We start from the raw sequence: 20,849 nt of genomic DNA, 5'->3' as shown, positions 1-20,849 counted from the left end.
TTACTGCGTGGTGTGGGTAAGCGGTGGAGCCCACAAATGGGGCGGCCGCGACGAGCCGTTGTTGACGGGGTTAGCCGCGCATGGCGGGGCGACGCATGTCGTCCTCGTCCGAGCCTCGCTCGGGGCGGGACAGGTCGATGCCCAGCTCCTCGGCGGCACGGAAGAACTCCTCGTCGAGCTCCCGCATCTGAATCTCGTCGCCTTCCTCGGAGAGGACCTCGACGTTCAGGCACAGGGCCTGCATCTCCTTGATGAGCACCTTGAAGCTCTCGGGGATGCCCGGCTCGGGGATGTTCTCGCCCTTGACGATCGCCTCGTAGACCTTGACCCGTCCCAGGGTGTCGTCCGACTTGATCGTCAGCAGTTCCTGCAGGCAGTAGGCGGCGCCGTAGGCCTCGAGGGCCCACACCTCCATCTCGCCGAACCGCTGACCGCCGAACTGGGCCTTACCACCCAGCGGCTGCTGGGTGATCATCGAGTACGGGCCGGTCGACCGAGCGTGGATCTTGTCGTCGACCAGGTGGGCCAACTTCAGGATGTACATGTAGCCGATCGAGATCGACTGGTGGAACGGCTCGCCGGTCAGACCGTTGAAGAGCGTGGTCTTGCCGGTGGTCTCGATCAGCCGCTTGCCGTCGCGGGACTCCGGGTTGAGGTTCTCGAAGATCTTCTGGATCGTCGGGTGCTTGCCGGCCAGCTCGGTCTCGTCCCACTTGGCGCCGTCGAACACCGGCGTGGCGACGAGGGTGGCGGGGCGGGTGGTCGGGCGGGTCTTGGTTTCGGTGCCACGCAGCGGGGGTTCGCCGACAAAGTCGCCGTCGTTCTCCCAGCCCCAACGGGCGGCCCAACCGAGGTGGGTCTCCAGCACCTGTCCCACGTTCATACGGGACGGCACGCCGAGCGGCGTGAGCACGATGTCCACCGGGGTGCCGTCTGCGAGATACGGCATGTCCTCGATCGGCATGATGCGGCTGATGACGCCCTTGTTGCCGTGGCGCCCGGCGAGCTTGTCGCCCACCGAGATCTTGCGCTTCTGGGCGACGTAGACCCGCACCAGCTGGTTGACGCCCGGAGCCAGCTCGTGATGCTCGTCACGGCTGAACACCTTGACGTCGATCACCTTGCCCTGCTCGCCGTGGGGCACCTTCAGGGAGGTGTCGCGAACCTCGCGTGCCTTCTCGCCGAAGATCGCCCGCAACAGGCGCTCCTCGGGGGTCAGCTCGGTCTCGCCCTTCGGCGTGACCTTGCCGACCAGCACGTCGCCGGCGTCGACCTCGGCGCCGATGCGCACGATGCCGCGCTCGTCGAGGTCGGCCAGGATCTCCTCGGACAGGTTGGGGATGTCCCGGGTGATCTCCTCTTCGCCCAGCTTGGTGTCGCGGGCGTCCACCTCGTACTCGTGGATGTGGATCGAGGTGAGGACGTCGTCCTTGACCAGCCGCTCCGACAGGATGATGGCGTCGTCGTAGTTGTAGCCCTCCCACAGCATGAAGGCGACGAGCAGGTTCTTGCCCAGCGCCAGCTCGCCGTTGTCGGTCGAGGGGCCCTCGGCGAGGATGTCGCCTTCGACGACCTTCTGACCGGCGGCCACGCGGGGACGCTGGTTGATCGACGTGTCCTGGTTGGAACGCTCAAACTTGTGCAGCCGGTAGGTCGTGCGACCCTTCTTGGCGTACTCGACCGTGATCGTGCGACCGTCGACCTGGGTGACGATGCCGTTTTCTTCGGCCATCACCATGTTGGCGGCGTCACGGGCGGCCCGTGCCTCGATGCCGGTGCCGATGAAGGGCGCTTCGGCCCGAACCAGCGGCACGGCTTGGCGCTGCATGTTGGCGCCCATCAGGGCGCGGTTGGCGTCGTCGTGCTCGAGGAACGGGATCAGCGCGGTGGCGACCGACACGATCTGCTTGGCCGACACGTCCATCAGCTGAACCTCGGAAGGCTCGACCAACTCGATGGCGGTGGTGGCGCCGAGGAACACGTCGCGCTCGAGCTGGAGCTTCAGGTCCTGCAGCGAGGCGGCCTGGGGCGAGCGGCGCACCAGCACACGCTCGTCGAGGAAGTTGCCGTCGTCGTCGAGCACGGCGTTGGCCTGAGCGACGGTGTAGAGCTCCTCCTCATCAGCGGGCAGCCATACGATCTCGCTGGTCGCCCGACCGTCGGTCACCTTGCGGTACGGGGTCTCGATGAAGCCGAACTCGTTGACCCGGGCGTAGGTGGCCAGGGCGCCGATCAGGCCGATGTTCGGGCCCTCCGGCGTCTCGATGGGGCACATGCGGCCGTAGTGGCTGAAGTGCACATCTCGAACTTCGAAGCCTGCCCGCTCGCGGGACAGACCGCCGGGGCCGAGCGCCGACAGGCGGCGCCGGTGGGTGAGGCCCGACAGCGGGTTCACCTGGTCCATGAACTGGCTGAGCTGCGAAGTTCCGAAGAACTCCTTGATCGCAGCGACCACAGGGCGGATGTTGATCAGGGTCTGGGGCGTGATCGCCTCGACGTCCTGGGTGGTCATGCGCTCGCGCACCACCCGCTCCATGCGGCTCAGGCCGATGCGGACCTGGTTCTGGATCAGCTCGCCCACCGACCGGATGCGGCGGTTGGCGAAGTGGTCCTGGTCGTCCAGGCGGTAACCGGGGGTTCCGGCGGCCAGGTTCAACAGATAGGTGGTGGCTGCGAGCAGCTCCACCCGCGACAGCACCGACAGATCTGCGTCGGGCACGTCGACGTGGCCCTCGAGCATGGGGAACACCTCGAGCAGGTGCTGCACCTCGGGGCCGAGCTTGCGGTTCAGCTTGTAGCGGCCGACCCGGGACAGGTCGTAACGACGGCTCTCGAAGAAGGCGTTCTGGAAGTAGTTGCGCGAGGACTCGGGCGTGGCCGGCTCACCGGGCCGGGCGCGCTTGTAGATCTCGATCAGCGCTTCTTCCTGGGTCGGCGCCAGGTCCTGATCCTTCTCCCACTGCCCCTCGAGGAAGTCGAAGTGACGCACGAAGGCGTCGAGGAACCCGGGGACGTTGTCTTCACCGAAGCCCAATGCCCGGATGAGCACGAACAGGCTGAGACGACGCTTGCGGGCCACGCGGGTGCCGGCGGTGACGTCCTTGCCGGGCTTCTGCTCGACGTCGAACTCGATCCACTCACCTCGGTAGGGGTGGACCGTGCCGGTCACCAGCTGGTGCTTGGACAGGTTGCGCAGGCGGAAGCGTTCGCCTGGCTGGAAGATCACGCCGGGCGAACGGACCAGCTGCGACACGACGACACGCTCGGTACCGTTGATCACGAACGTGCCCCGGTCCGTCATCATGGGGAAGTCGCCCATGAACACGGTCTGTTCCTTGATCTCGCCCGTGTTCTGGTTGACGAACCGCGCCTTCACGAAGATGGGCGCCGAGTAGGTCATGTCCTTTTCTTTGCACTCCTCCACCGTGAACTTGGGTGGGGGGCGCAGATCCTCGTCGTGAGGATCGAACTCCAGCTCGAGGCTGAGCGTCTCGGTGAAATCTCGAATGGGCGAGATATCCCGAAAGGCGTTGGCCAAGCCGAAATCAACGAACCATTTGAAGGACTTCCGTTGAACGGCGATGAGGTCCGGGATGTCCAAAACCTCTTGGAGGTTTCCGAACGAATAGCGTTCCCGAAGCGGTGGTGCTGACGACAAGGCCTACTCCTCGCTGACGCGATGCAATCGTGGTGAGTTCCGTGCCGAGGCGCGCAAGGTCCCCGGGGATGGATCCAGGGGGAAGAACGGGCGCTGGCACGGCTAAGAGAGTCTAGGACTCCCCAGGGGCAGCCCACAAGGCGCGATCCGCAGAAAACTCCACGATGAGCACAGACTCGGATCTCAGTCGACCACGAGGTTGCGCTGCAGGATAGGAAGATCAGGCCGGATCGTCAACGGTTTGTGCCAATTTGTTCTCCCCCGACGGCTCGTCGGGGCGGCGCAGACGGATGAGGTAGTGGGCATACGGGGCCAGAGCATGGTCAAGCCGTCGCTGTTCTTCGACGACCAGCCCGGCGGCCTCAAAGATCTGGGCCATCTCCCCGACCGGGCGGCAGTGGATCGGTTCGGGGCCGGCGACCAGCCGGTCGTGCAGCCGGTTCCAGTGGTATTTCCAGCGGGGGGCCACGTCCAGGTCCTTGACCAACGCCTGCCCACCGGGAACGAGCGCCGCCGCAACCGCCTGGGCCACCCGAGCATGGCTCTCCGCCGGGAAGTGGTGCAGGGCGTCGCAGATCAGCACCGTGTCGTACACGGCCGGCTCGTCGATCGCCGTGGCGTCACCTCGTCGCAGCGTGACCCGGGGGCTGCGCTCCTGAGTGCTGGCGATCAGGTCCACCTTGGCCTCGTCGAGGTCGATACCGACGAACTCCAGGTTGGGGTTGGTCTCGGCCAGATAGCGCTCCAGCATGCACAGCCCGCTGCCCAGCGACAGCACCCGCCCGCCGCGTCCGCGCAGCTCGGCATCGAGCGGGCCGACTGGCGCCACCAGGAAACGAGCGACGACGAAGGCTCGGGTCACCGGAGGCGCGCCCCGGTAGGAGGCGATCGTCGAGCGCAACGCGGCGAGGTTCATCGGTCGGCCAGGGCCATGGAGGGTCACCGGATCCTGCCAGTACACCTGGCTGAGCGATTGCGGACTCCAGGAAGCTAGCGGCCCGGCCCATCCGATCGCACAGCCCTCCTGGTTCGGTCACAAAGCCCTTCAGGTTCGATGCCCTAGCCTGCGGGAGCCGTTTGAACTCCCCGCAGCGAGATCGCCCCAAGGTTCGGACATGATTCGATGAGCACGACCGAACCCCCCCGGCGGCCCGCCGAGCGCCACACGTGGTGGCGAACCTTCGGCCTGTTGACGTTGGCGGGGGTGGCGTGGGTGCTGGCGACGCCGTTGATGACCGGCCCCGATGAGGTCTACCAGGCCAGGCGGGCCGCAGCTGTGGTGCGCGGCCAACTGACGGGGAACGAAACCTCGCTCTCCCCGTTGCTGGTCGAGGTGAAGGTTCCAGAAAGCTATCGACGGGCCGACGAGGTGGAGCGCTGCTTCCTCGGCGATTTGGTGGAGGGAGTCCCCCAGGAGGGAATGAAGCTCCCACCCTCAGACTGTCCCCCGTTTGGCGGGTCAGACCGGATCGTTGGCGCCAACACCGGTCAATACAGGGGCCAGCCCTTCTTTTATGCTCTGGTCGGGCTGCCGACGCTGATCGACTCCGGGGCTGCCGGCGCGTACCTCATGCGGCTCATTGGTGTGGTCGCCACAACGGCGCTGCTGGCCTCTGCGACGGTCTCGGTTCGCCGAAGCCAACGGTCCCGCTTGGCATGGCTGGCGCTGTTCGGCACCGTGACCCCGATGACGATGTATCTGTCGGCCTCGACCAACCCGAGCGCCGTCGAGATCGCCGCCGCCCTCGGAGTCTGGGCCACGGGCATGCTCCTTGCGCGAAGCGACGTCGAGTTCACCCGCCGGGAGGTCGCCAGGTTCGGCATGGCCCTCATCGTCCTCATCGGGGCGCGAGGACTCGGCCCCGTCTTCGCCGTGCTGCTGCTCGTCCTGCTCTCGGCGATGGCCGGCAGATCCAGGATGGTGCACCTCGCTCGACGGGTCGACGTGTGGGGTTGGGCGGTCGGGGCCGGGGCGATGACCGTCGCCTCAGCCGCCTGGCTCTGGACGATCCAGCGCGACTTCCCGCTCCCCGACCGCCCAGGATCGGGCTGGGCCACCGCCGTCAGCTATCTGCCCTTCTACCTGCGCCAATCGGTCGGCGTGTTTGGCCAGAACGACAGCGCGTTACCCGAACTCGCCGTTTGGGCATGGGTGGTGACCCTGCTCGTCGTCTTCGCCGTCGGAGTGTGGCGTTGCACGCCGAGGGCGGCGATCATCGCCGGCCTGACACTGATCGGGGGCCTGACGATTTCGGTGACGGCGGAGGGGCTCAGCCTGCCCCCCATCGGGTTCTTCTGGCAGGGTCGCTACGCCCTACCGCTGCTGCTGGGCGCCTTCTTGGTCGCCACCTGTTCCTCGCCTCGCCGGAACGCCGATGACCGAGGCATCGAAACGTCGGCACAGATCACCAGAGACCCGGTGAGGCCGGGCGACCTCGGATCATTGCTCCGCCAACCCGAGACCTCGACAACCGCCGTCCGAGTTGCGCTGAACGTGTTCCTCACCGTCCACGCCATCGGGTTCCTGAGCGTTGCCCGCCACCACGGGGCCAAAGGAGGCGCTTCGCTGAGTTGGTGGAACCTGCTCGTCGATCCCCGCTGGAGCCCACCGCTCACCTTCCCGGTGCTCCTCGTCGTCTACGTGGGCGCCCTGGGAGCGTTGGCCTGGGGGATCGGACGCTCGGACGCGACACCGCCTCCCAGCGAAACGCTGGGAGGCGGTGTCGATCACATAGCTCTTCGCCTGACCGCTCATCGCGAGACCAGCAAACCGGCCTCGTGATCGAGCTGCGCCGCAGCTCAAGCTCCGTGCTTACTTGAGCTCCACGGTGGCGCCAGCGGCCTCAAGGGCCTCCTTGGCCTTCTCGGCCTCGTCCTTGGGCACGCCCTCGAGGACGGGCTTCGGGGCGGCCTCCACCAGATCCTTGGCCTCCTTGAGGCCCAGGCTGGTGAGCCCACGCACCTCCTTGATGACCTGAATCTTCTTGTCGCCTGCGCCGGTCAGGACGACATCAAACTCGTCCTTCTCTTCCTCGGCCTCGGCGCCACCGGCGCCGGGAGCGGCGGCCATGGCGGCCACGGGTGCGGCTGCGGTCACCTCGAACTTCTCTTCGATCGCCTTGACCAGCTCGTAGGCCTCGACCAGCGACAGGTTCGAGATTTCTTCCAGGATGTCGTCAACTTTGCTCATGCTCAGCTCTCCTCAGTGCTTTCCGCCGCGTCGGCGGCGGGTGCTTCGGTGTTCGTGTCTGGGGTTGCGTCGTCGGCGGGTGCCTCGGGCGCGTCGGCGGCGGGTGCCGCCTCGGTGGTGGGCTCAGCGGTCGCAGCGACGTCGTCGGCGAAGACTCCGCCGTCAATCGCCGCCTGCAGCACGTAGGCCAGGGAACGGTGCGTTCCATGAATCCCGGCTGCCAGCCCGCGGGCCGTGCCGTTGATGCCGGCCGCCAGCTTGGAGTAAATCTCCGGGCCGGAGGGCAGGTCGGCCAGCGCCTTGACGGCCTGGTCGTCGAGGACGTCGCCGCCCATGACTCCGCCCTTGAGGACCAGCAATGGCTGACCCTTGGCAAATTCGGTGAGCGCCTTGGCGGCTGAACCGACATCGCTGGCCACAAAGGCCATCGCTGTCGGACCGACCAGCAGGTCGGCCAGATCCCAGTCCAATTCGTCCGCTGCCCGTCGAACCAAGGTGTTCTTGTACACCTTGTAGACGGCGCCGGCCTCGGTCAGCGAAGCCCGAAGGCTCTGCAGTTCCTTGACCGACAGGCCGCGATACTCGGTGAGGATCACGGCTTCTGCCTCACTCATCCGCTCCTTGACCTCGGTCACCACGGCCACTTTTTCGGGCCTGGGTTCCTTGGCGTCGGCCTCGGCTTCGTGCTCGGCTGCTTCTGGATGTTCAGGATTGTCTGTCACGCTCACACCTCCTCTCGTTGTCTCGGTGGTTGGTGATGGGGTTGAAGATCTCACCCGCATGGCGTTCCCAACGCGAAACGGGTGCCCGCAAGCGGACACCCGAACAGGAGGAGGTGGCACGGAAGTGTCACCAGATCTGAGGAGTCCGCCTAGTTCGGCAAGCCGGGGCTGATTACGAGCTTTCCGGCCAGGGCCGGGAAGTTCACCGAAGGTCTCAGGCGATCTGATCTTGAAGGGGCAAGGCTAGCGGAACCGCCGGCCTGCGCCGAAACGCTGCTACTTGGTGTCGTACGCTCCGGTGTCCACGCGGACGCTGGGGCCCATCGTGGAGGACAGGGCGACCTTCTTCAGGTACTTGCCCTTGGACGCCGACGGCTTGGCGCGAACGATCTCGCCCATGACGGCCGCCAGGTTGGCGTCCAGCGCGTCGGGCTCGAAGCTCGCCTTGCCGATCGGGACAGCCACGTTGCCGTGCCGGTCGGTGCGGTACTCGACCTTGCCGCCCTTGAACTCGCCAACAGCGGTGGCCACGTCGGGGGTCACCGTGCCGGTCTTCGGGTTGGGCATCAGGCCTCGGGGGCCCAGCACACGGCCCAGCTTGCCGACGGTCGGCATCATGTCGGGGGTGGCGATGGTGAGGTCGAAATCCATCATGCCGCCCTGGATCTCGGCGGCCAGCTCCTCGCCGCCCACGAAATCGGCACCCGCAGCGCGCTGCTTCGGCCTGCTCGCCCTCGGCGAAGACCGCAACGCGGACGTTCTTGCCCGAGCCGGACGGGAGCGACACCGTGCCGCGCACCATCTGGTCGGCCTTACGGGGGTCGACCCCAAGGCGAACCACCAGGTCGATGCTCTCGTCGAAGTTCTTCGTCGCCAGCGACTTCACCAGCTCCAGCGCCTCGCGCGGGCCGTGGAACATTTCGCGGTCGTAGCGACGTGCTGCGTCGCGGTACTTCTTGCCTTTCGCCATGATGGCTGCCTCTCGTTAGATGTGGATATGGATGTCGTCCCCGGGGCGAGGTACTCCCCCGACGGGTCGAATATTGAGCGTCCCGGATGAGCGCCCGGGCCGCTGCGAAGGTCAGCCTTCGGAGTCGGCCGACTCCTCGGCGTCCCCAGCAATCGCGTCGGCGGCCGCTTCGGCCATCCCGCCACTCGGCGCCTCTTCGGCGGCCTGCAGCGCTTCCTGGGCGGCCATCATGGCCTCCTGGGCATCGGCGTCAAGCAACGGCGCCAGCTCCTCGCCCTTTTGGTCGTCCCACAGCACGCGGATGCCCATCGACCTGGCGGTACCGGCGACCTGCTGCTTGGCCTGCTCGAGGTCTTTTGTGTTCAGGTCGGGCATCTTGGTCGTGGCGATCTCGGCCAACTGAGCTTCGGTGATCTCGCCGACGGCACCGCGCCCGGGCAGCTGGCTGCCCTTCTCCAACCCGGCGGCGGCGCGGATCAGCACTGCGGCGGGCGGGGTCTTGAGGACGAACGTGAACGACCGGTCCTCGAAGATGGTGATCTCAACGGGCACGATCGTGCCTCGCTGGCTCTCCGTCTGGGCGTTGTAGGCCTTCGTGAAGTCCATGATGGCGATGCCGTGGGGGCCCAGGGCGGTACCAACCGGCGGCGCAGGCGATGCCTGGCCGGCCGGGATCTGGATCTTGACGACTGCCGAGACCTTCTTCTTTGCCATGATGTGCTCTCTCGTGTGGTGCGATAACTCGACGTTGCGGGGGGAATCTGTCGCCCGGAGTAGGCCCGGGGCGACGCAGGCACAAGGGACCAGTGTGCGCTGCGAACAGCCCACACGGCAAGGTGGGGCCCTACAGCTTGGCCACCTGGGAGAATTCCAGCTCGACCGGGGTCTCCCGGCCGAAGATGTTGACCAGCACCTTCAGCTTCAGCTGATCGGCGTTGATCTCGACGATTTCGCCGGAGAAATCGGCGAACGGACCCTGCTTGACGCGCACGGTCTCGTTGATTTCGTACTCCATGCGGGGCCGGGTGCGCTTGGGGGCGTCCTCGTCGTCCTTCTTCACCTGGAGGAACTTCTCCACCTCCTTGCGGGGCAAGGCCGAGGGCTTGTTGCCTGCGCCGACAAACCCGGTGACACCGGGAGTGTTGCGCACGACGTACCAGGCATCGTCGTTCAAGCGGGTGCGCACCAGCAGGTAACCGGGGAACATCTTCTTCTGGACGACCACCTTTTTGCCCTGGCGGATTTCGCTGACGTCCTCAACGGGGATGACGACCTCGTAGATCCGCTCCTCCATGTTCATCGACAGAGCGCGGGCCTCAAGGTTCTTCTTCACCTTGTTCTCGTAGCCGGACTGCGTGTGCAGCACGTACCACTTACCCGGCTTGTTGAAGGGGCTGATCTCCGGCTCGGGGGCAGCGCCCTCTTCGAGCAGTGCGTCCTCGTCGAGCACCTCGGGGCCAGGCTCGACGCCCGCCTCGTCGGAAGCGGACCCTTCGCTGGCGGCATCCTCGTCGGTGGAAGCATCCACGTCGGCGTCAACCTGCTCCGCGGTATCAACCTGCTCCGCAGTATCAACCTGCTCCGCAGCGTCAGCCTGCTCCGCAGCGTCAGATGCTTCGGTGGGAGCATCGACGGCCGTGTCGGGTGCCTCTGGGGCGTCGTCGACCGGGTCGGTAGCGGCGGTGGGTTCGATATCAGTCATGTGTTTTCCTGGCTGGGGATCGATGGGTGCGGTTCCTGCGGGCACGATCGGGTGCAGGCAAGCGGTGCTGGATGGATCACAGCCCGGGGAGAGACGAAGCGGCCGAGATCAGCCCGGCGGCGGGAGTCGCGTCGACGCCGCTGTCGAAGAGGAAATCCTGCACGAACTTCAGAAAGATCCAGTCGAGGACGGTGACGAAGATCGTCAGCGCCACGATGGCGACCAGGACGATGATCGAGTATCGGATCAGCTCCTCACGGGTGGGCCATGCCACCTTGCGGAGCTCGCTGCGCACCTCCTTGAAGAACTGCGTGGGCGAAGTGCGCTCCTCCTTGCGGACGGTCTTGGCAGGCTGACGCCGGTCGCGCGCCATCGGCGATCCCTCGGCGTCGACTTGTCCTGCCCGCTGCATGGCGCGCTTTTGCTCACGGTTCATTGCCATCGGTTCACCCTCCGGCGAAACAAGGGGGTTGAGTGCTGTCGGTTCACGTCGGGACCCTGCTCAGCAGCTCGGTTCGGGTTCCGGCCACCGCTTTTGAAGACGGCTGACGATTCTACTCAGCCGAACCCGATGTGTACCTACCCGAGCGGCGAGACTCGGCGACGCAACCCGGAGCGAACGCACCACCATAGGCGCTCCGGCCGACCGTGGGGCACCTCCTCAGCGACAGCTGTCGTACTCGTCGACCCGACTGCGCCCAGCGGGCGTTCCGCTCCCCCGAACTCATCGTTACCCTGGCACTCATGACACTCGACGCAGACCTCAAGACGATGGCCCAAGCAAAGAACTTCGCTGCGCTGACGACGCTCATGCCCGACGGGCAGCCCCAAACCCAGCTGATGTGGGTGCACGCCGACGACGAGCACGTGTTCATCAACACCGAGACGGGACGCCAGAAGTACCGCAACGTCGAGGGCGACCCCCGGGTGACGATCACCGTGTTCGACGCCGACAACCCCTATCGCTACGTCGAGGCCCGAGGCCGCGTGGTCGAAACCGAGACCGGCGACGTCGCCCGGGCAAACATCGACGAGCTGGCCCAGAAGTACACCGGCGCCGACTACGCCAACCCGATCGGCTCCGAGCGGGTGATCGTGCGCATCGGCGTCGACCACGTTCACAAGAACGGCATCTGAGACCTCGGCCCTGCGGATCAGGGCCGCAGACGAACACCAACACCCAGAGCTGCGCCCCCCACCGGAAGGCTGCCACCGTTGGTAGCGTCTCGTCGTCATGGCTCCTCCGTTCAGCGATACCCGTTGGGACACCTTCGGCCTGCTCAAAGAGGCCTACCTGGCGCTCGATCAACGCTTCGCCGAGGTCACGGAGCGGATCGTGCCGGTCGACCGTTCGGTCGTCGACCTGCTGGTTCGGCTGGCCCGCAGCCCTCAACAACGCGCACGGCCGACCGACCTGGCCCGAGGACTGTCGATGGTGCCCAGCCACATCACCAGGTGCCTCGAAGAGGCCGAACGCCGAGGCCTGATCGAACGCTGCGCCCACCCGAGCGATGGCCGCTCGACGCTGATCGTGCTCGCCCTCGCGGGCGAAGAGTTGTTGTCACAGCTCGAGGGGCCCCTCGCCGACGCCCGGGATCGATTCATCCACGGCCTGCTCGGCGAACGCGACGTCGCCGAGCTGGAGCGCCTCACCCGGACGCTCCGCAACCATGCCCAGGGCGAGGCCGGACGATCCCCCGATGGCACGTGAGGACCCGATAGGCGCCCCGTCGTCCGCAGCACCGGAGCGGCGACGCACCCTCGCCTCGCTCAGCTCGCGCAACTACCGGCTGTTCTTCTTCGGTCAGACCGTGTCCCAGGTGGGCAACTGGTTGACGATGGTTGCGCTGACGCTTCTCATCCTGCGGCGCACCGACAGCGGCCTGGCGGTCGGTGCATTGTCTGCCTGCCAGTTTGGACCCGTCCTGTTGCTGTCAGCCTGGGCGGGGGTGGTCGCTGACCGTTCCAACAAGCGCAACCTGCTGCTGATCACGCAGTCGCTGGCGATGTGTGAGTCCTTCGCCCTCGGTGCGCTGGCGTTTATGGACGAGGCGCCGTTGCTTGCCTTCTACGGTGTCGCCGTCGTCGGCGGGTTGTTGCTGGCGATGGACAACCCGGTGCGTCGCTCGTTCGTCAACGAGATGGTGCCCCTCGAGGACGTGTCCAACGCAGTGTCGCTCTACAGCGCCATGAACAGCCTGGCCCGCATCCTGGGACCAACCCTCGCCGGCGTACTGATCGTCAGCGTCGGCTACGGCTGGGCGTTCACGATCGACGCCATCTCCTACGTGGCCGTGATCAGCTCGCTGGTGCTGATGCGTCCCGCCGAGCTGCGCCCGGCGCCCGTCACCCCGAGGGGTGCCGGACAGGTACGGGCCGGGCTGCGCTACATCGGCAGCGTCCCCGAACTGTGGATCACGTTCTCCATGCTGCTGGTCATTGGGATCCTCAGCTACAACTACAGCGTCGTGCTGCCGCTGTTCGTCGTGAAGGGCCTGAACGGGAGCGACGGGGCCTACACCTTGCTGTACTCGGCGTTCAGTGCCGGCGGCCTGATCGGGGCGTTGATCGTCGCCCGGCTCCACACGATCACACCCCGCACGGTCGGGACCAACGCCGCCGCATTGGGGGTGGGCCTGATCGTGTTGTCCGCAGCGCCCAACGTGCCGGTAGCCGTCGTGATCGCCGTGTTCGTCGGCGGCACCAGCATCGCCTACATGACCGCCACCACGGCGATCGCCCAGTTGCGCACCGACCGCCAGATGCTCGGCCGCGTGCTCGCCGTTCAGATGGTGCTCCTGATCGGCACCACCCCGATCGGCGGGCCCATCCTGGGGATGCTGGCCGATGCTGTCGGTGCGAGGGCGCCGGTCGTCATCGGCGGCCTGGGAGCCCTGGCCGCAGCTGCGTTCGGTCTGATCGCATCGACGCGCCTGATCGCCGCCGACAACGCATCGGCTTAAGCGGCCAGGGTCGGTCCCTCCGCCGCCGGTGGTCATCCGGCACGCAGCGCCAAGCTTGTCGACGACTCTGCAATTGCTCGGCTGTCTTACCAACCCGGCATCACCAGCCTGTTCACTATGATCGACCTGTTTGACGTGCCCAACACAAGTGAGGGGCCGGGGCGTGCTCGGGAGACGGCTTTTGGGAATCAAGTTGGCCTGTGGGTTCAGCGCTTGTCTGTTCGCTGCGGCCTGTGGCGGGCCCGACTCAGCACGCGAGCCAAACTTCACCGTGACGGCAGCCCCTGCCTCAGCGACCAGCATCGACGCAACGACGACACCAAAGACATCGATCCCCTCCCCCAGCTCGACCATCGTTGCCACGGTCAGCGCCCCGCCGACGACCAACGCACCATCGCTACCGACGGTCGACGACCAGGCGAGCCCGGCGCCCGAGGCCGATATCGGCCCAAGCAATGGGAGTCCAAGTTGTGACGCTGCGACTCTGGCCAACGTGTGGAATCAACGCTTCGACGGCGACTTCCCCCTCGAGTTGGGCCCGTACGAGTTGACAGACGCGGTGTGCGACAACGGCGTCGCCACGGGCTTTGTAAGCCAATCTCGGGACGATTTGGGGAATCCCGACTTCGGCCAGGCAGTCTTCATCGCCGGACCGAATGGTTGGACGGCCGTGGGCAGGGTCAGGGCCCCAACCTGTGACACCGAGATGAGGCTTATTGAGTCATACGGAATGAACTCGGAAGCTGCCCAGGCTGCAGCCAGGCTGATGCAGGTGGAGGCTTGTTAGCGCTCGACGCAAGGGCGGCGGCGATAACCCGTCAGCCACCGGCTAGCGCTGCGAGGGCTCGATCGGAGGTTGCGTCACGTCACGTTGCGGAGCATCCGGGTAGAGGCGCTTCAGCACCGGCCCGGTGAGGGCGGTGGTGACCAGAGCCATCACGACGATCACCGTGTAGGCGCGGGTGTCGATCACGCCGAGGGACAGCCCGACGGTGGCGACGACGATCTCGAGGGCGCCGCGGGCATTGAGCGAGGCGCCCAACCCGAGGGAGTCACGCCGGTCGACGCCACCCGCCCGTCCGCCCGCGTAGGAGCCGACCACCTTGGCGGCGGTTGCGGCCAAGGTGACGACGATCGCCCACAACGCCACCTCGGGGTCGGCGAGCTGGGTCAGGTCGACACGAATGCCCGCCACGGCGAAGAACAGGGGTGCGAAGATGCCGTTGGTGGCCCACTCCATCGCTTGAAAGCCCTCGCTGCGCGCCAGTCGGCTGCCCCCAATGGCGATGCCGGCGATGAACGCACCGATCACCACCTCGATGCCAACCGCCTGGGTGATCGTTCCCACCGCCACCAGCGTCAACGCCACCAGGCTGATCTCGGCGGCGGGCCCGCCTGAGCGTCGCTCGACCGCCAGCGATATGCGATCGAGGGCCCCAGGCCCGTAACGGATCACCACCACCCCGGTCACGGTCACCGCCGCGACCGCGGTCACCAGCGGGGCCAGCTCGAAGGAGCCCGACTCGGCGATACCCACCACTACCCCGAGCAGCAGCCAGCCCACGATGTCGTTGACGGTGGCGACGCCGAGCGCGACCTGGGCGAAGGGACGGTCGATCAGCCCCAGATCACTCAGGATGCGGGCGGCGACCGGGAGCGACGAGATGGCGAACGCCACGGCGAAGAACATCAAGAAGACGGCCCGCGCCGCGCCGGCGCCCACAAAGAAGTCCGGCAGCAGCGAGCCGACCACCGCCCCCACCACCAGCGGCATGCCCAGACTCCCGACGGTCACGAAGATCGCCGCCCGGCCTTGGCTTCTGATCGTCGACAGGTCGACCTCGGCACCCGTCGTACCGAGCAAAAAGACGATGCCGACCCAAGCCAGGCCCAGCAGCAGACCCGCCTGGCGCTCGCTGGCAGGGAACAGCCAGGCGAACCCCGTCGGCCAGAGGTGTCCAAACAGCGACGGCCCCAGCACGACGCCGGCGAGCAATTCGCCGATCACCCGCGGCATGCCGATGCGGCGGGCGGCGTAACCACCAGCCCGGGCGAAGAACAAGACGACCAGGATCTGACACCACAGCACCAACAGGGAGTGCTCGTCCAGAGGCGGCAGCGGCGCTACCGCAACCAGGGGCATACCTGAGACTACTGGCGACCGCCGGTGCGATATGGCCGCTGTTGGTAGTCTCCCGGCCTCAAGGGGAGGGTCATGGCCGGTATTTCATTCCACGAGGTCACGAAACGCTTCGGTGACGTCGTTGCGGTCGATGACCTGACACTCGACATCGAAGACCGCGAGCTGCTCGTGCTGTTGGGCCCCTCCGGCTGTGGCAAGTCGACGGCGCTGCGCATGATCGCGGGGCTCGACGAGCCGACCAGCGGAACGGTGAGCATCGGCGAGGAGGTGGTGAACGGAGTCGATCCGGGAGACCGCGACATCGCCATGGTCTTCCAGAGCTACGCGCTCTATCCGCACATGACCGTCTTCAAGAACATCGAAGCGCCACTCCTGAGCCGGCATGTCTCGGTGGACGGTGGCACACCCCGTCGGCTCGACGCCGCCGAGCGCCGGTCGAGGGTGGTCGAAACCGCGGCCACGCTCGACCTTGGTGACTATCTGGACCGCAAGCCGGCTGCCCTCTCGGGAGGGCAACGCCAACGGGTTGCGCTGGCGCGCGCCATTGTGCGTCGTCCACGCGTGTTCCTCATGGACGAGCCGCTTTCCAACTTGGACGCCAAGCTGCGAACCCAGACGCGTCTCGAGCTCGTCGAACTGTGGCGTCGGCTGGAGACCACCTTCGTCTACGTCACCCACGACCAGGTTGAGGCCATGACCATGGCCAGCCGCATCGCCATCCTCGTCGAGGGCCGGCTGCAACAGGTGGGGCGCCCCCAGGAGGTCTACCAGCGTCCGGCCAACCTCTTCGTGGCCCGCTTCATCGGCAGTCCCCCCATGAACACGCTCGACGCCACGGTGGGCCAGGTCGGCGAAGGGTACGTGGCCCGGGTGGGTGATGTGGCGCTGCCACTACCGCCTGACGTGCCGGTGTCGGCCGACCAGCGAATCGTCGTTGGGGTCCGGCCCGAGCACCTCCGCATCGACGCGGACGGCCCGCTCGACGCGGTCGTGCGCAATGTGGAAATGCTGGGTCACGAACAGCACGTCATCTGCGAGGTGGCCAACCAGCTGCTCATCGTCCGGGCGTCCAGCGACGTGCCGATCGTGGAGGTGGGGACCTCGATGCGGCTCCGGCCGGATCCGGGACAGCTCCACATCTTCGAAGCCGAGAGCGGGGGACGTCTGGCATGAGGCGACGTAAGTCGGCACTGCGTGAGGCCCTGTTCGGATACTCGCTCCTGCTGCCCGCCTTCGCGCTCCTGGGCGTGTTCGCCTACTACCCGCTGTACCGCCTGGTGCGCTTCTCGCTGTACCGGCCCAACCGGTTTGGGACCGGCGAGGTATACGTCGGCCCGTCCAACATCACCGACGTGCTCGGAGGAGAGGAGTTCCGGGACGGACTGTGGATCACGGTCAAGTACCTCATCTACACGGTACCGACGGGCCTGGTGTTGGGCTTGCTGCTGGCCCTCGTGGCGCACCGGCGGCTGCGGGGCATCAAGGCGTTTCAGGCCATCTTCGCCTCGACGGTGGCCACCTCGGTAGCGGTCGCAGCGGTGGTGTTCTTCGGCCTGGTCAATCCGAAGATCGGCAAGTTCGGCCAGGTGAGTTTCATCGATCTGTCGAAGTCGGACAGTGCCCTGCGGGGTGTCTCGCTCACCTCCATCTGGCAGAACATCGGCCTGACCTTCGTGATCGTGCTGGCCGGCCTCCAGGCGGTACCCGACCAGCTCATGGAGGCCGCGCAGCTGGACGGCTTCGGGCCGGTCCGCCGGCTGTTCAAGGTGACGCTTCCGCTGATCTCACCCACCCTGTTGTTTCTGGTCGTGGTGCTGATGATCTTCGGCTTCCAGGCCTTCGCCCCGATGGAGATCCTCACCAACGGGGACCCCGCCGGCAGCACCGAAACGCTGGTGTTCAAGATCTTCAACCGCCAGGGACCAAGCCTCATCAGCGAGGGTTCGGTGATGGCGCTTGGCCTGTTCGGCCTCACGTTTATCGTGACCCTGATCCAGCTCACGATCCTCAACCGGCGGGTTCACTATGGCGAATGAGTCCTCGGCGACCCGTCGCCGCACGCGGGTGTCCGTGGCGGGCTGGTATCTGCTGCTGACGGGGTTGTCGCTCATCATCTTGTTCCCCGTGTGGATGACCATCGTGCGCGCCCTCTCCGAGCCCTTCATCTACATCGAGGAGGGCCAGCCGCTCTACCCGGTCTCCATCGACTGGGGGGTCTTCTCGACCGCGGGTCCGATGGCGACCTGGGACGGTCGATGGCCTTGACGCTCCTGGTCACCGCCATCATCACCGTGTTCCAGCTGGTGACCTCCGTGCTGGCCGCCTACTCGTTCGCCTTTGTGCGTTTCCCCTTCAAGAACACGCTGTTCGTCGTGTTGCTCGCCTCGCTGCTGCTGCCCGTCGAGGTCACCCTGATCGCCAACGTGCGCACCATCCGAGAGCTCGGGTGGCTCGACTCGGCTCAAGGCCTCAGCGCACCGTTCCTGGCCTCGGCCTTCGGCATCTTCCTGATCCGCCAGGGGTTCCTCGGGGTCCCCTCCGAACTGCGCGATGCGGCGCGGATCGACGGGTTCGGGCACTTCGCTTTCCTGCGGCGCGTCGCCATCCCGGTGAACCGGCCGATTATCGCCTCGTTCACGCTGATCACGGCCCTCGCCGCCTGGAACCAGTACCTGTGGCCCAGGACGGCAACCACCCAGGAACGCTGGGAGACCATCCAGGTGACGCTGCGAAGCATCAGCGTGCAACGACCGGAGCGCTTCAACGTGGGGGTGGCGGCGGCGATCATTGCCTCGCTTCCCATCCTGGCGCTTCTGGTGGTGTTCCAGCGACAGATCATTCGAGGCCTCACCGCCGGAGCGGTGAAGGGCTGACCCAGGAGGAACCAAGTGCAACGATCAGGAACGACCAGGCGGTATCGCCGGGGCATCGCTGCGGTGCTGACGGCCGTCATGGTCGCCGCTTCGTGCGGCGGATCCGACGCGACGTCATCGGCAGATGGTGGCGAGGTGACCTGTCCCGTCGAGGCACTTGAGCAGGCGGACGGCCCGGTGGAGATCACGGTGTGGCACAGCTACGTCGCGCTCGCCAAGCGCACGCTCGAATCCCTGGCCGATCAGTACAATTCCTCCCAGGACCAGGTGAAGGTCACCGTGGAAAGCCAGGGTGTCGGCCCCCAGGAGCTGCACCGCAAGATCGAACAGGCCGCCCCCGACCGTTCCCTTCCCGCCCTGGTGGTGCCCGACGACACCAAAACCCGTTGGATCGCCGACAGCGGCCTCTTCCTCCCGGCCGAGGCGTGCTTCGAGGCCGACCCTGCGGCGGAGAAGATCCGGGAGGACTTCCTGCCGATCGTCCCCGCTTCCTACACCATCGACGATCAGCTGTGGCCGGCGGCGTTCACCACCTACACGGCGCTGATCTACCTCAACCGGGAGCACTTCCAGGCGGCTGGTCTCGACCCCGACGACCCGCCGGAGACCATTGACGAGATGATCATCGCGGCCCGCGCCATCAAGGCGGCCAACGTCCCCGGGGTGGACAGGCCGATGGTGTTCAAGGCGCAGGCGTTTCTGCTGGAATGGTGGCTGTCCGGCGCCGGGCAGGAACTGGTGAACGAGGACAACGGCCGAAGCGGCACCTGGGCCACCGAGTCGAAGTTCGACAATCCGGTCACACGCAACATCCTCACCACGCTCCAGGAGGCGAAGACGGAGGGCCTGCTCGACGTCACGCCCGGCGCCGAGGCCAATGCCGATCACCTGCTGGCCATGGCAGGCCGCCAGTCGTCGTTCGTCGTCGACTCCTCGGCGGCGGCATCGACCGTGGCCGGAGTCATCGAGGGCACGGTGGCGGCCGAGGACCTCAAAGCGGATCTCGGTGTTGAGCTTCCGCCCGGCCTGCAACTCGACCTGGACATCGGGGTAGGTCCCTATCCCGGTGTCGAGGAGGCAGGCCGGGGTCAGGTGGGCGGGCAGGTCTGGTACATGACCAACACGGTGCCCGACGAGCAACAGGCAGCTGCGTGGGACTTCATGAAGTTCCTCAACTCCATCGACTCCCAGGTGCAGTGGGGTGTCGATGGCTCGACGGCCCCGGTCAGCAAGGCCGCAGCCGAGGACCCCAGGCTGCAGGAGGCCTGGACGTCGTCGCTGGGCGGCCGCTGGCAGAAGGTGGCCTACGAGGTGCTGGCCGGCATCAACACCGACTTCCCCGGCCCGGTCATCGGGCCCTACGACCAGGTGCGTCAGGCCATCAAGAAGTGCATGGACCAGGTACTGCTGGATGGCGAGCCCGTCGACGAGGCCGTCAAGGAGGCCGACGCCACCATCACCGCAGCCCTGGAGTCCTACAACGAGGACGTCGAGGCCAGCGGATAGGTCTCGACCGGACCCGTTACGAACAGCGACATCGAGCGGGCAAATCGACGACCTTGTGGCGGCACCCGGTCGCCCCAACAAGGATCGGCCCCGTGCCGCACCTTCGACCGTGCCATAGCCATAGGTTGGAATCTATATCGAGTCGACCCTATACCGGTCGCGTGACTTGGGAGATCAACGGCACCGACGAGTTCTCCAACTGGTACACCCACCCTGGCTGAGCCCCAACAAGACGCCGTGATCGCCATCGTCGAGCTGCTAGCAGAGCACGGACCCAACTCGACCGGCCGCACGCCGACCGGATCAAAGGATCGAACTACCACAACCTCAAAGAACTCCGGCCCCGAGGCGCCGCCAAAAACTGTCGGGTCCTGTTCATCTTCGACCCACGTCGACAAGCCATCCTCCTCGTCGGCGGAGACAAGACCGGTCAATGGGCCACGTGGTACCGAACCGCAATCCCCGAAGCAGAACAGCTCTACAAGGACTACCTGGACGAACTTGAGGCCCTCGGTCTCCTCGACAGCGATGAACAAGGACGATAAGCCATGGGACACCGCAAATTCACCGACATCGTCGGCGAGATCGACGAGAACCGTCGAGCCCGCATCGACGCCATCAAAGAAGAAGCTCGCGCCGATGCCGTCGCGTTCAACCTGTCCGAACTTCGCCGCCACCGCTCACTCACCCAAGTGGAACTGGCAGAACGATTGCAACGAGCACAGGCGTCGATCTCAGCCATGGAGACCGCCGACGACAACCTGCTGTCCACCTGGCGATCAGTCGTCGAAAGCATGGGAGGCCACCTCGAACTCGTCGCAGTGTTCGACGATGAACGAATCGCCATACCCAGCTGACCACAACGATCCAACAGCCTGGGCAGAGACGGGCTCAACGACTCAGACCCCGAGCTAACACCACGGGTGGGACTCGCCCCTCGGCAGATGCTCGCGTTCATGCAATGGTTCCATCGTCGCTGGGTGCAGCCGATCGGATGTGCCGTAGTTGACGGCAGCGAGTTGCACGTGTCGGAGCGCTATTGGCGGTCTCTGGTCATGTGGGATGCCGCTCTACCTTGTGGCTGATGGCGCCGGACGGCCACCAAGTCGGATGCGTAGTTCC

At 66.1% G+C, this 20,849-nt stretch carries 19 protein-coding genes and 1 pseudogene; 11 read left to right on the top strand and 9 right to left on the bottom strand.

Features of this window, described 5'->3' with window-relative positions; all coding sequences use genetic code 11:
* Positions 1–70: 70 nt before the first annotated feature.
* Together IPN02_01130 and IPN02_01125 are read right to left on the bottom strand one after the other, a co-directional pair.
* Positions 71–3,658, bottom strand: coding sequence for a DNA-directed RNA polymerase subunit beta (locus IPN02_01130; GenBank protein MBK9295483.1), 3,588 nt, complete (start codon positions 3,656–3,658; stop codon positions 71–73).
* A gap of 220 nt (positions 3,659–3,878) precedes the next feature.
* The gene (locus IPN02_01125; protein MBK9295482.1) at positions 3,879–4,574 is read right to left on the bottom strand and encodes a class I SAM-dependent methyltransferase; all 696 of its coding nucleotides are present in this window, start codon (positions 4,572–4,574) and stop codon (positions 3,879–3,881) included.
* Positions 4,575–4,781: 207 nt separating this feature from the next.
* Between IPN02_01125 and IPN02_01120 the strand changes: the two genes are divergently transcribed.
* The gene (locus tag IPN02_01120) at positions 4,782–6,440 is read left to right on the top strand and encodes a DUF2142 domain-containing protein (protein ID MBK9295481.1); all 1,659 of its coding nucleotides are present in this window, start codon (positions 4,782–4,784) and stop codon (positions 6,438–6,440) included.
* A gap of 30 nt (positions 6,441–6,470) precedes the next feature.
* On the opposite strand, the gene rplL is transcribed toward IPN02_01120, so the two are convergent.
* From rplL to secE, 6 genes and pseudogenes are all read right to left on the bottom strand, one after another.
* Positions 6,471–6,848, bottom strand: coding sequence for a 50S ribosomal protein L7/L12 (gene rplL / locus IPN02_01115; GenBank protein MBK9295480.1), 378 nt, complete (start codon positions 6,846–6,848; stop codon positions 6,471–6,473).
* A gap of 2 nt (positions 6,849–6,850) precedes the next feature.
* Positions 6,851–7,570, bottom strand: a complete 720-nt coding sequence (gene rplJ, locus IPN02_01110) for a 50S ribosomal protein L10 (protein MBK9295479.1) — start codon at positions 7,568–7,570, stop codon at positions 6,851–6,853.
* Between the two features lie 276 nt (positions 7,571–7,846).
* Positions 7,847–8,540 (bottom strand): annotated as a pseudogene (locus tag IPN02_01105) (50S ribosomal protein L1).
* A 111-nt stretch (positions 8,541–8,651) separates the two neighbouring features.
* Positions 8,652–9,257, bottom strand: coding sequence for a 50S ribosomal protein L11 (gene rplK / locus IPN02_01100; protein MBK9295478.1), 606 nt, complete (start codon positions 9,255–9,257; stop codon positions 8,652–8,654).
* A gap of 127 nt (positions 9,258–9,384) precedes the next feature.
* Positions 9,385–10,242, bottom strand: a complete 858-nt coding sequence (nusG, locus tag IPN02_01095) for a transcription termination/antitermination protein NusG (GenBank protein MBK9295477.1) — start codon at positions 10,240–10,242, stop codon at positions 9,385–9,387.
* 76 nt (positions 10,243–10,318) lie between these two features.
* Entirely contained in the window at positions 10,319–10,615 is a 297-nt protein-coding gene (secE, locus tag IPN02_01090) for a preprotein translocase subunit SecE (GenBank protein MBK9295476.1), read from the bottom strand.
* Between the two features lie 371 nt (positions 10,616–10,986).
* Here secE and IPN02_01085 point away from each other — a divergent pair, with 371 nt between their 5' ends.
* From IPN02_01085 to IPN02_01075, 3 genes are all read left to right on the top strand, one after another.
* Entirely contained in the window at positions 10,987–11,379 is a 393-nt protein-coding gene (locus IPN02_01085; protein ID MBK9295475.1) for a PPOX class F420-dependent oxidoreductase, read from the top strand.
* Between the two features lie 97 nt (positions 11,380–11,476).
* Complete coding sequence (locus tag IPN02_01080; protein MBK9295474.1) at positions 11,477–11,953, top strand: MarR family transcriptional regulator; 477 nt, start codon at positions 11,477–11,479, stop codon at positions 11,951–11,953.
* A complete protein-coding gene (locus IPN02_01075; protein MBK9295473.1) occupies positions 11,943–13,205 on the top strand; it encodes an MFS transporter in 1,263 nt (420 codons plus the stop codon). Before IPN02_01080 ends, IPN02_01075 begins: the two co-directional genes overlap by 11 nt.
* Before the next feature lie 829 nt (positions 13,206–14,034).
* Here IPN02_01075 and IPN02_01070 read toward each other — a convergent pair.
* Entirely contained in the window at positions 14,035–15,348 is a 1,314-nt protein-coding gene (locus IPN02_01070) for a cation:proton antiporter (GenBank protein ID MBK9295472.1), read from the bottom strand.
* 72 nt (positions 15,349–15,420) lie between these two features.
* On the opposite strand from IPN02_01070, the gene IPN02_01065 reads away from it, so the two are divergent.
* From IPN02_01065 to IPN02_01035, 7 genes are all read left to right on the top strand, one after another.
* Positions 15,421–16,521: an ABC transporter ATP-binding protein gene (locus tag IPN02_01065; GenBank protein MBK9295471.1), complete on the top strand. Its 1,101-nt coding sequence runs from the start codon at positions 15,421–15,423 to the stop codon at positions 16,519–16,521.
* Positions 16,518–17,384 carry a sugar ABC transporter permease gene (locus tag IPN02_01060; GenBank protein ID MBK9295470.1) on the top strand — a complete coding sequence of 289 codons (867 nt, stop codon included), beginning with the start codon at positions 16,518–16,520 and terminating at the stop codon, positions 17,382–17,384. Before IPN02_01065 ends, IPN02_01060 begins: the two co-directional genes overlap by 4 nt.
* On the top strand, positions 17,374–17,613 hold the full coding sequence (locus tag IPN02_01055; protein ID MBK9295469.1) for a hypothetical protein: 240 nt from the start codon (positions 17,374–17,376) through the stop codon (positions 17,611–17,613). The genes IPN02_01060 and IPN02_01055 overlap by 11 nt, the downstream gene beginning before the upstream one ends.
* Positions 17,604–18,221, top strand: coding sequence for a carbohydrate ABC transporter permease (locus IPN02_01050; GenBank protein ID MBK9295468.1), 618 nt, complete (start codon positions 17,604–17,606; stop codon positions 18,219–18,221). The genes IPN02_01055 and IPN02_01050 overlap by 10 nt, the downstream gene beginning before the upstream one ends.
* Before the next feature lie 15 nt (positions 18,222–18,236).
* On the top strand, positions 18,237–19,727 hold the full coding sequence (locus tag IPN02_01045) for an extracellular solute-binding protein (protein MBK9295467.1): 1,491 nt from the start codon (positions 18,237–18,239) through the stop codon (positions 19,725–19,727).
* Positions 19,728–20,029: 302 nt separating this feature from the next.
* Positions 20,030–20,272 (top strand): type II toxin-antitoxin system RelE/ParE family toxin, encoded by a 243-nt coding sequence (locus IPN02_01040; protein ID MBK9295466.1) that lies wholly within the window; start codon positions 20,030–20,032, stop codon positions 20,270–20,272.
* Positions 20,273–20,275: 3 nt separating this feature from the next.
* The gene (locus IPN02_01035; GenBank protein MBK9295465.1) at positions 20,276–20,584 is read left to right on the top strand and encodes an XRE family transcriptional regulator; all 309 of its coding nucleotides are present in this window, start codon (positions 20,276–20,278) and stop codon (positions 20,582–20,584) included.
* The last annotated feature ends 265 nt before the right edge of the window (positions 20,585–20,849 follow it).

Origin of the sequence: Candidatus Microthrix subdominans (genome assembly GCA_016719385.1) — a bacterium.
GTDB lineage: Bacteria > Actinomycetota > Acidimicrobiia > Acidimicrobiales > Microtrichaceae > Microthrix > Microthrix subdominans.
Note: the sequence above shows the minus strand (reverse complement) of the source record. Positions and strands in the feature narration are given on the sequence as shown.

Excerpts from the sequence above, each read along its gene's own strand:
- nusG (MBK9295477.1), bottom strand. The coding sequence starts at position 10,242 with ATGACTGATATCGAACCCACCGCCGCTACCGACCCGGTCGACGACGCC.
- IPN02_01080 (MBK9295474.1), top strand. The coding sequence starts at position 11,477 with ATGGCTCCTCCGTTCAGCGATACCCGTTGGGACACCTTCGGCCTGCTC.
- IPN02_01060 (MBK9295470.1), top strand. The coding sequence starts at position 16,518 with ATGAGGCGACGTAAGTCGGCACTGCGTGAGGCCCTGTTCGGATACTCG.
- IPN02_01055 (MBK9295469.1), top strand. The coding sequence starts at position 17,374 with ATGGCGAATGAGTCCTCGGCGACCCGTCGCCGCACGCGGGTGTCCGTG.
- IPN02_01070 (MBK9295472.1), bottom strand. The coding sequence starts at position 15,348 with ATGCCCCTGGTTGCGGTAGCGCCGCTGCCGCCTCTGGACGAGCACTCC.
- IPN02_01050 (MBK9295468.1), top strand. The coding sequence starts at position 17,604 with ATGGCCTTGACGCTCCTGGTCACCGCCATCATCACCGTGTTCCAGCTG.
- IPN02_01085 (MBK9295475.1), top strand. The coding sequence starts at position 10,987 with ATGACACTCGACGCAGACCTCAAGACGATGGCCCAAGCAAAGAACTTC.
- secE (MBK9295476.1), bottom strand. The coding sequence starts at position 10,615 with ATGGCGCGCGACCGGCGTCAGCCTGCCAAGACCGTCCGCAAGGAGGAG.
- IPN02_01065 (MBK9295471.1), top strand. The coding sequence starts at position 15,421 with ATGGCCGGTATTTCATTCCACGAGGTCACGAAACGCTTCGGTGACGTC.
- IPN02_01120 (MBK9295481.1), top strand. The coding sequence starts at position 4,782 with ATGAGCACGACCGAACCCCCCCGGCGGCCCGCCGAGCGCCACACGTGG.
- rplL (MBK9295480.1), bottom strand. The coding sequence starts at position 6,848 with ATGAGCAAAGTTGACGACATCCTGGAAGAAATCTCGAACCTGTCGCTG.
- IPN02_01125 (MBK9295482.1), bottom strand. The coding sequence starts at position 4,574 with ATGAACCTCGCCGCGTTGCGCTCGACGATCGCCTCCTACCGGGGCGCG.
- IPN02_01075 (MBK9295473.1), top strand. The coding sequence starts at position 11,943 with ATGGCACGTGAGGACCCGATAGGCGCCCCGTCGTCCGCAGCACCGGAG.
- IPN02_01035 (MBK9295465.1), top strand. The coding sequence starts at position 20,276 with ATGGGACACCGCAAATTCACCGACATCGTCGGCGAGATCGACGAGAAC.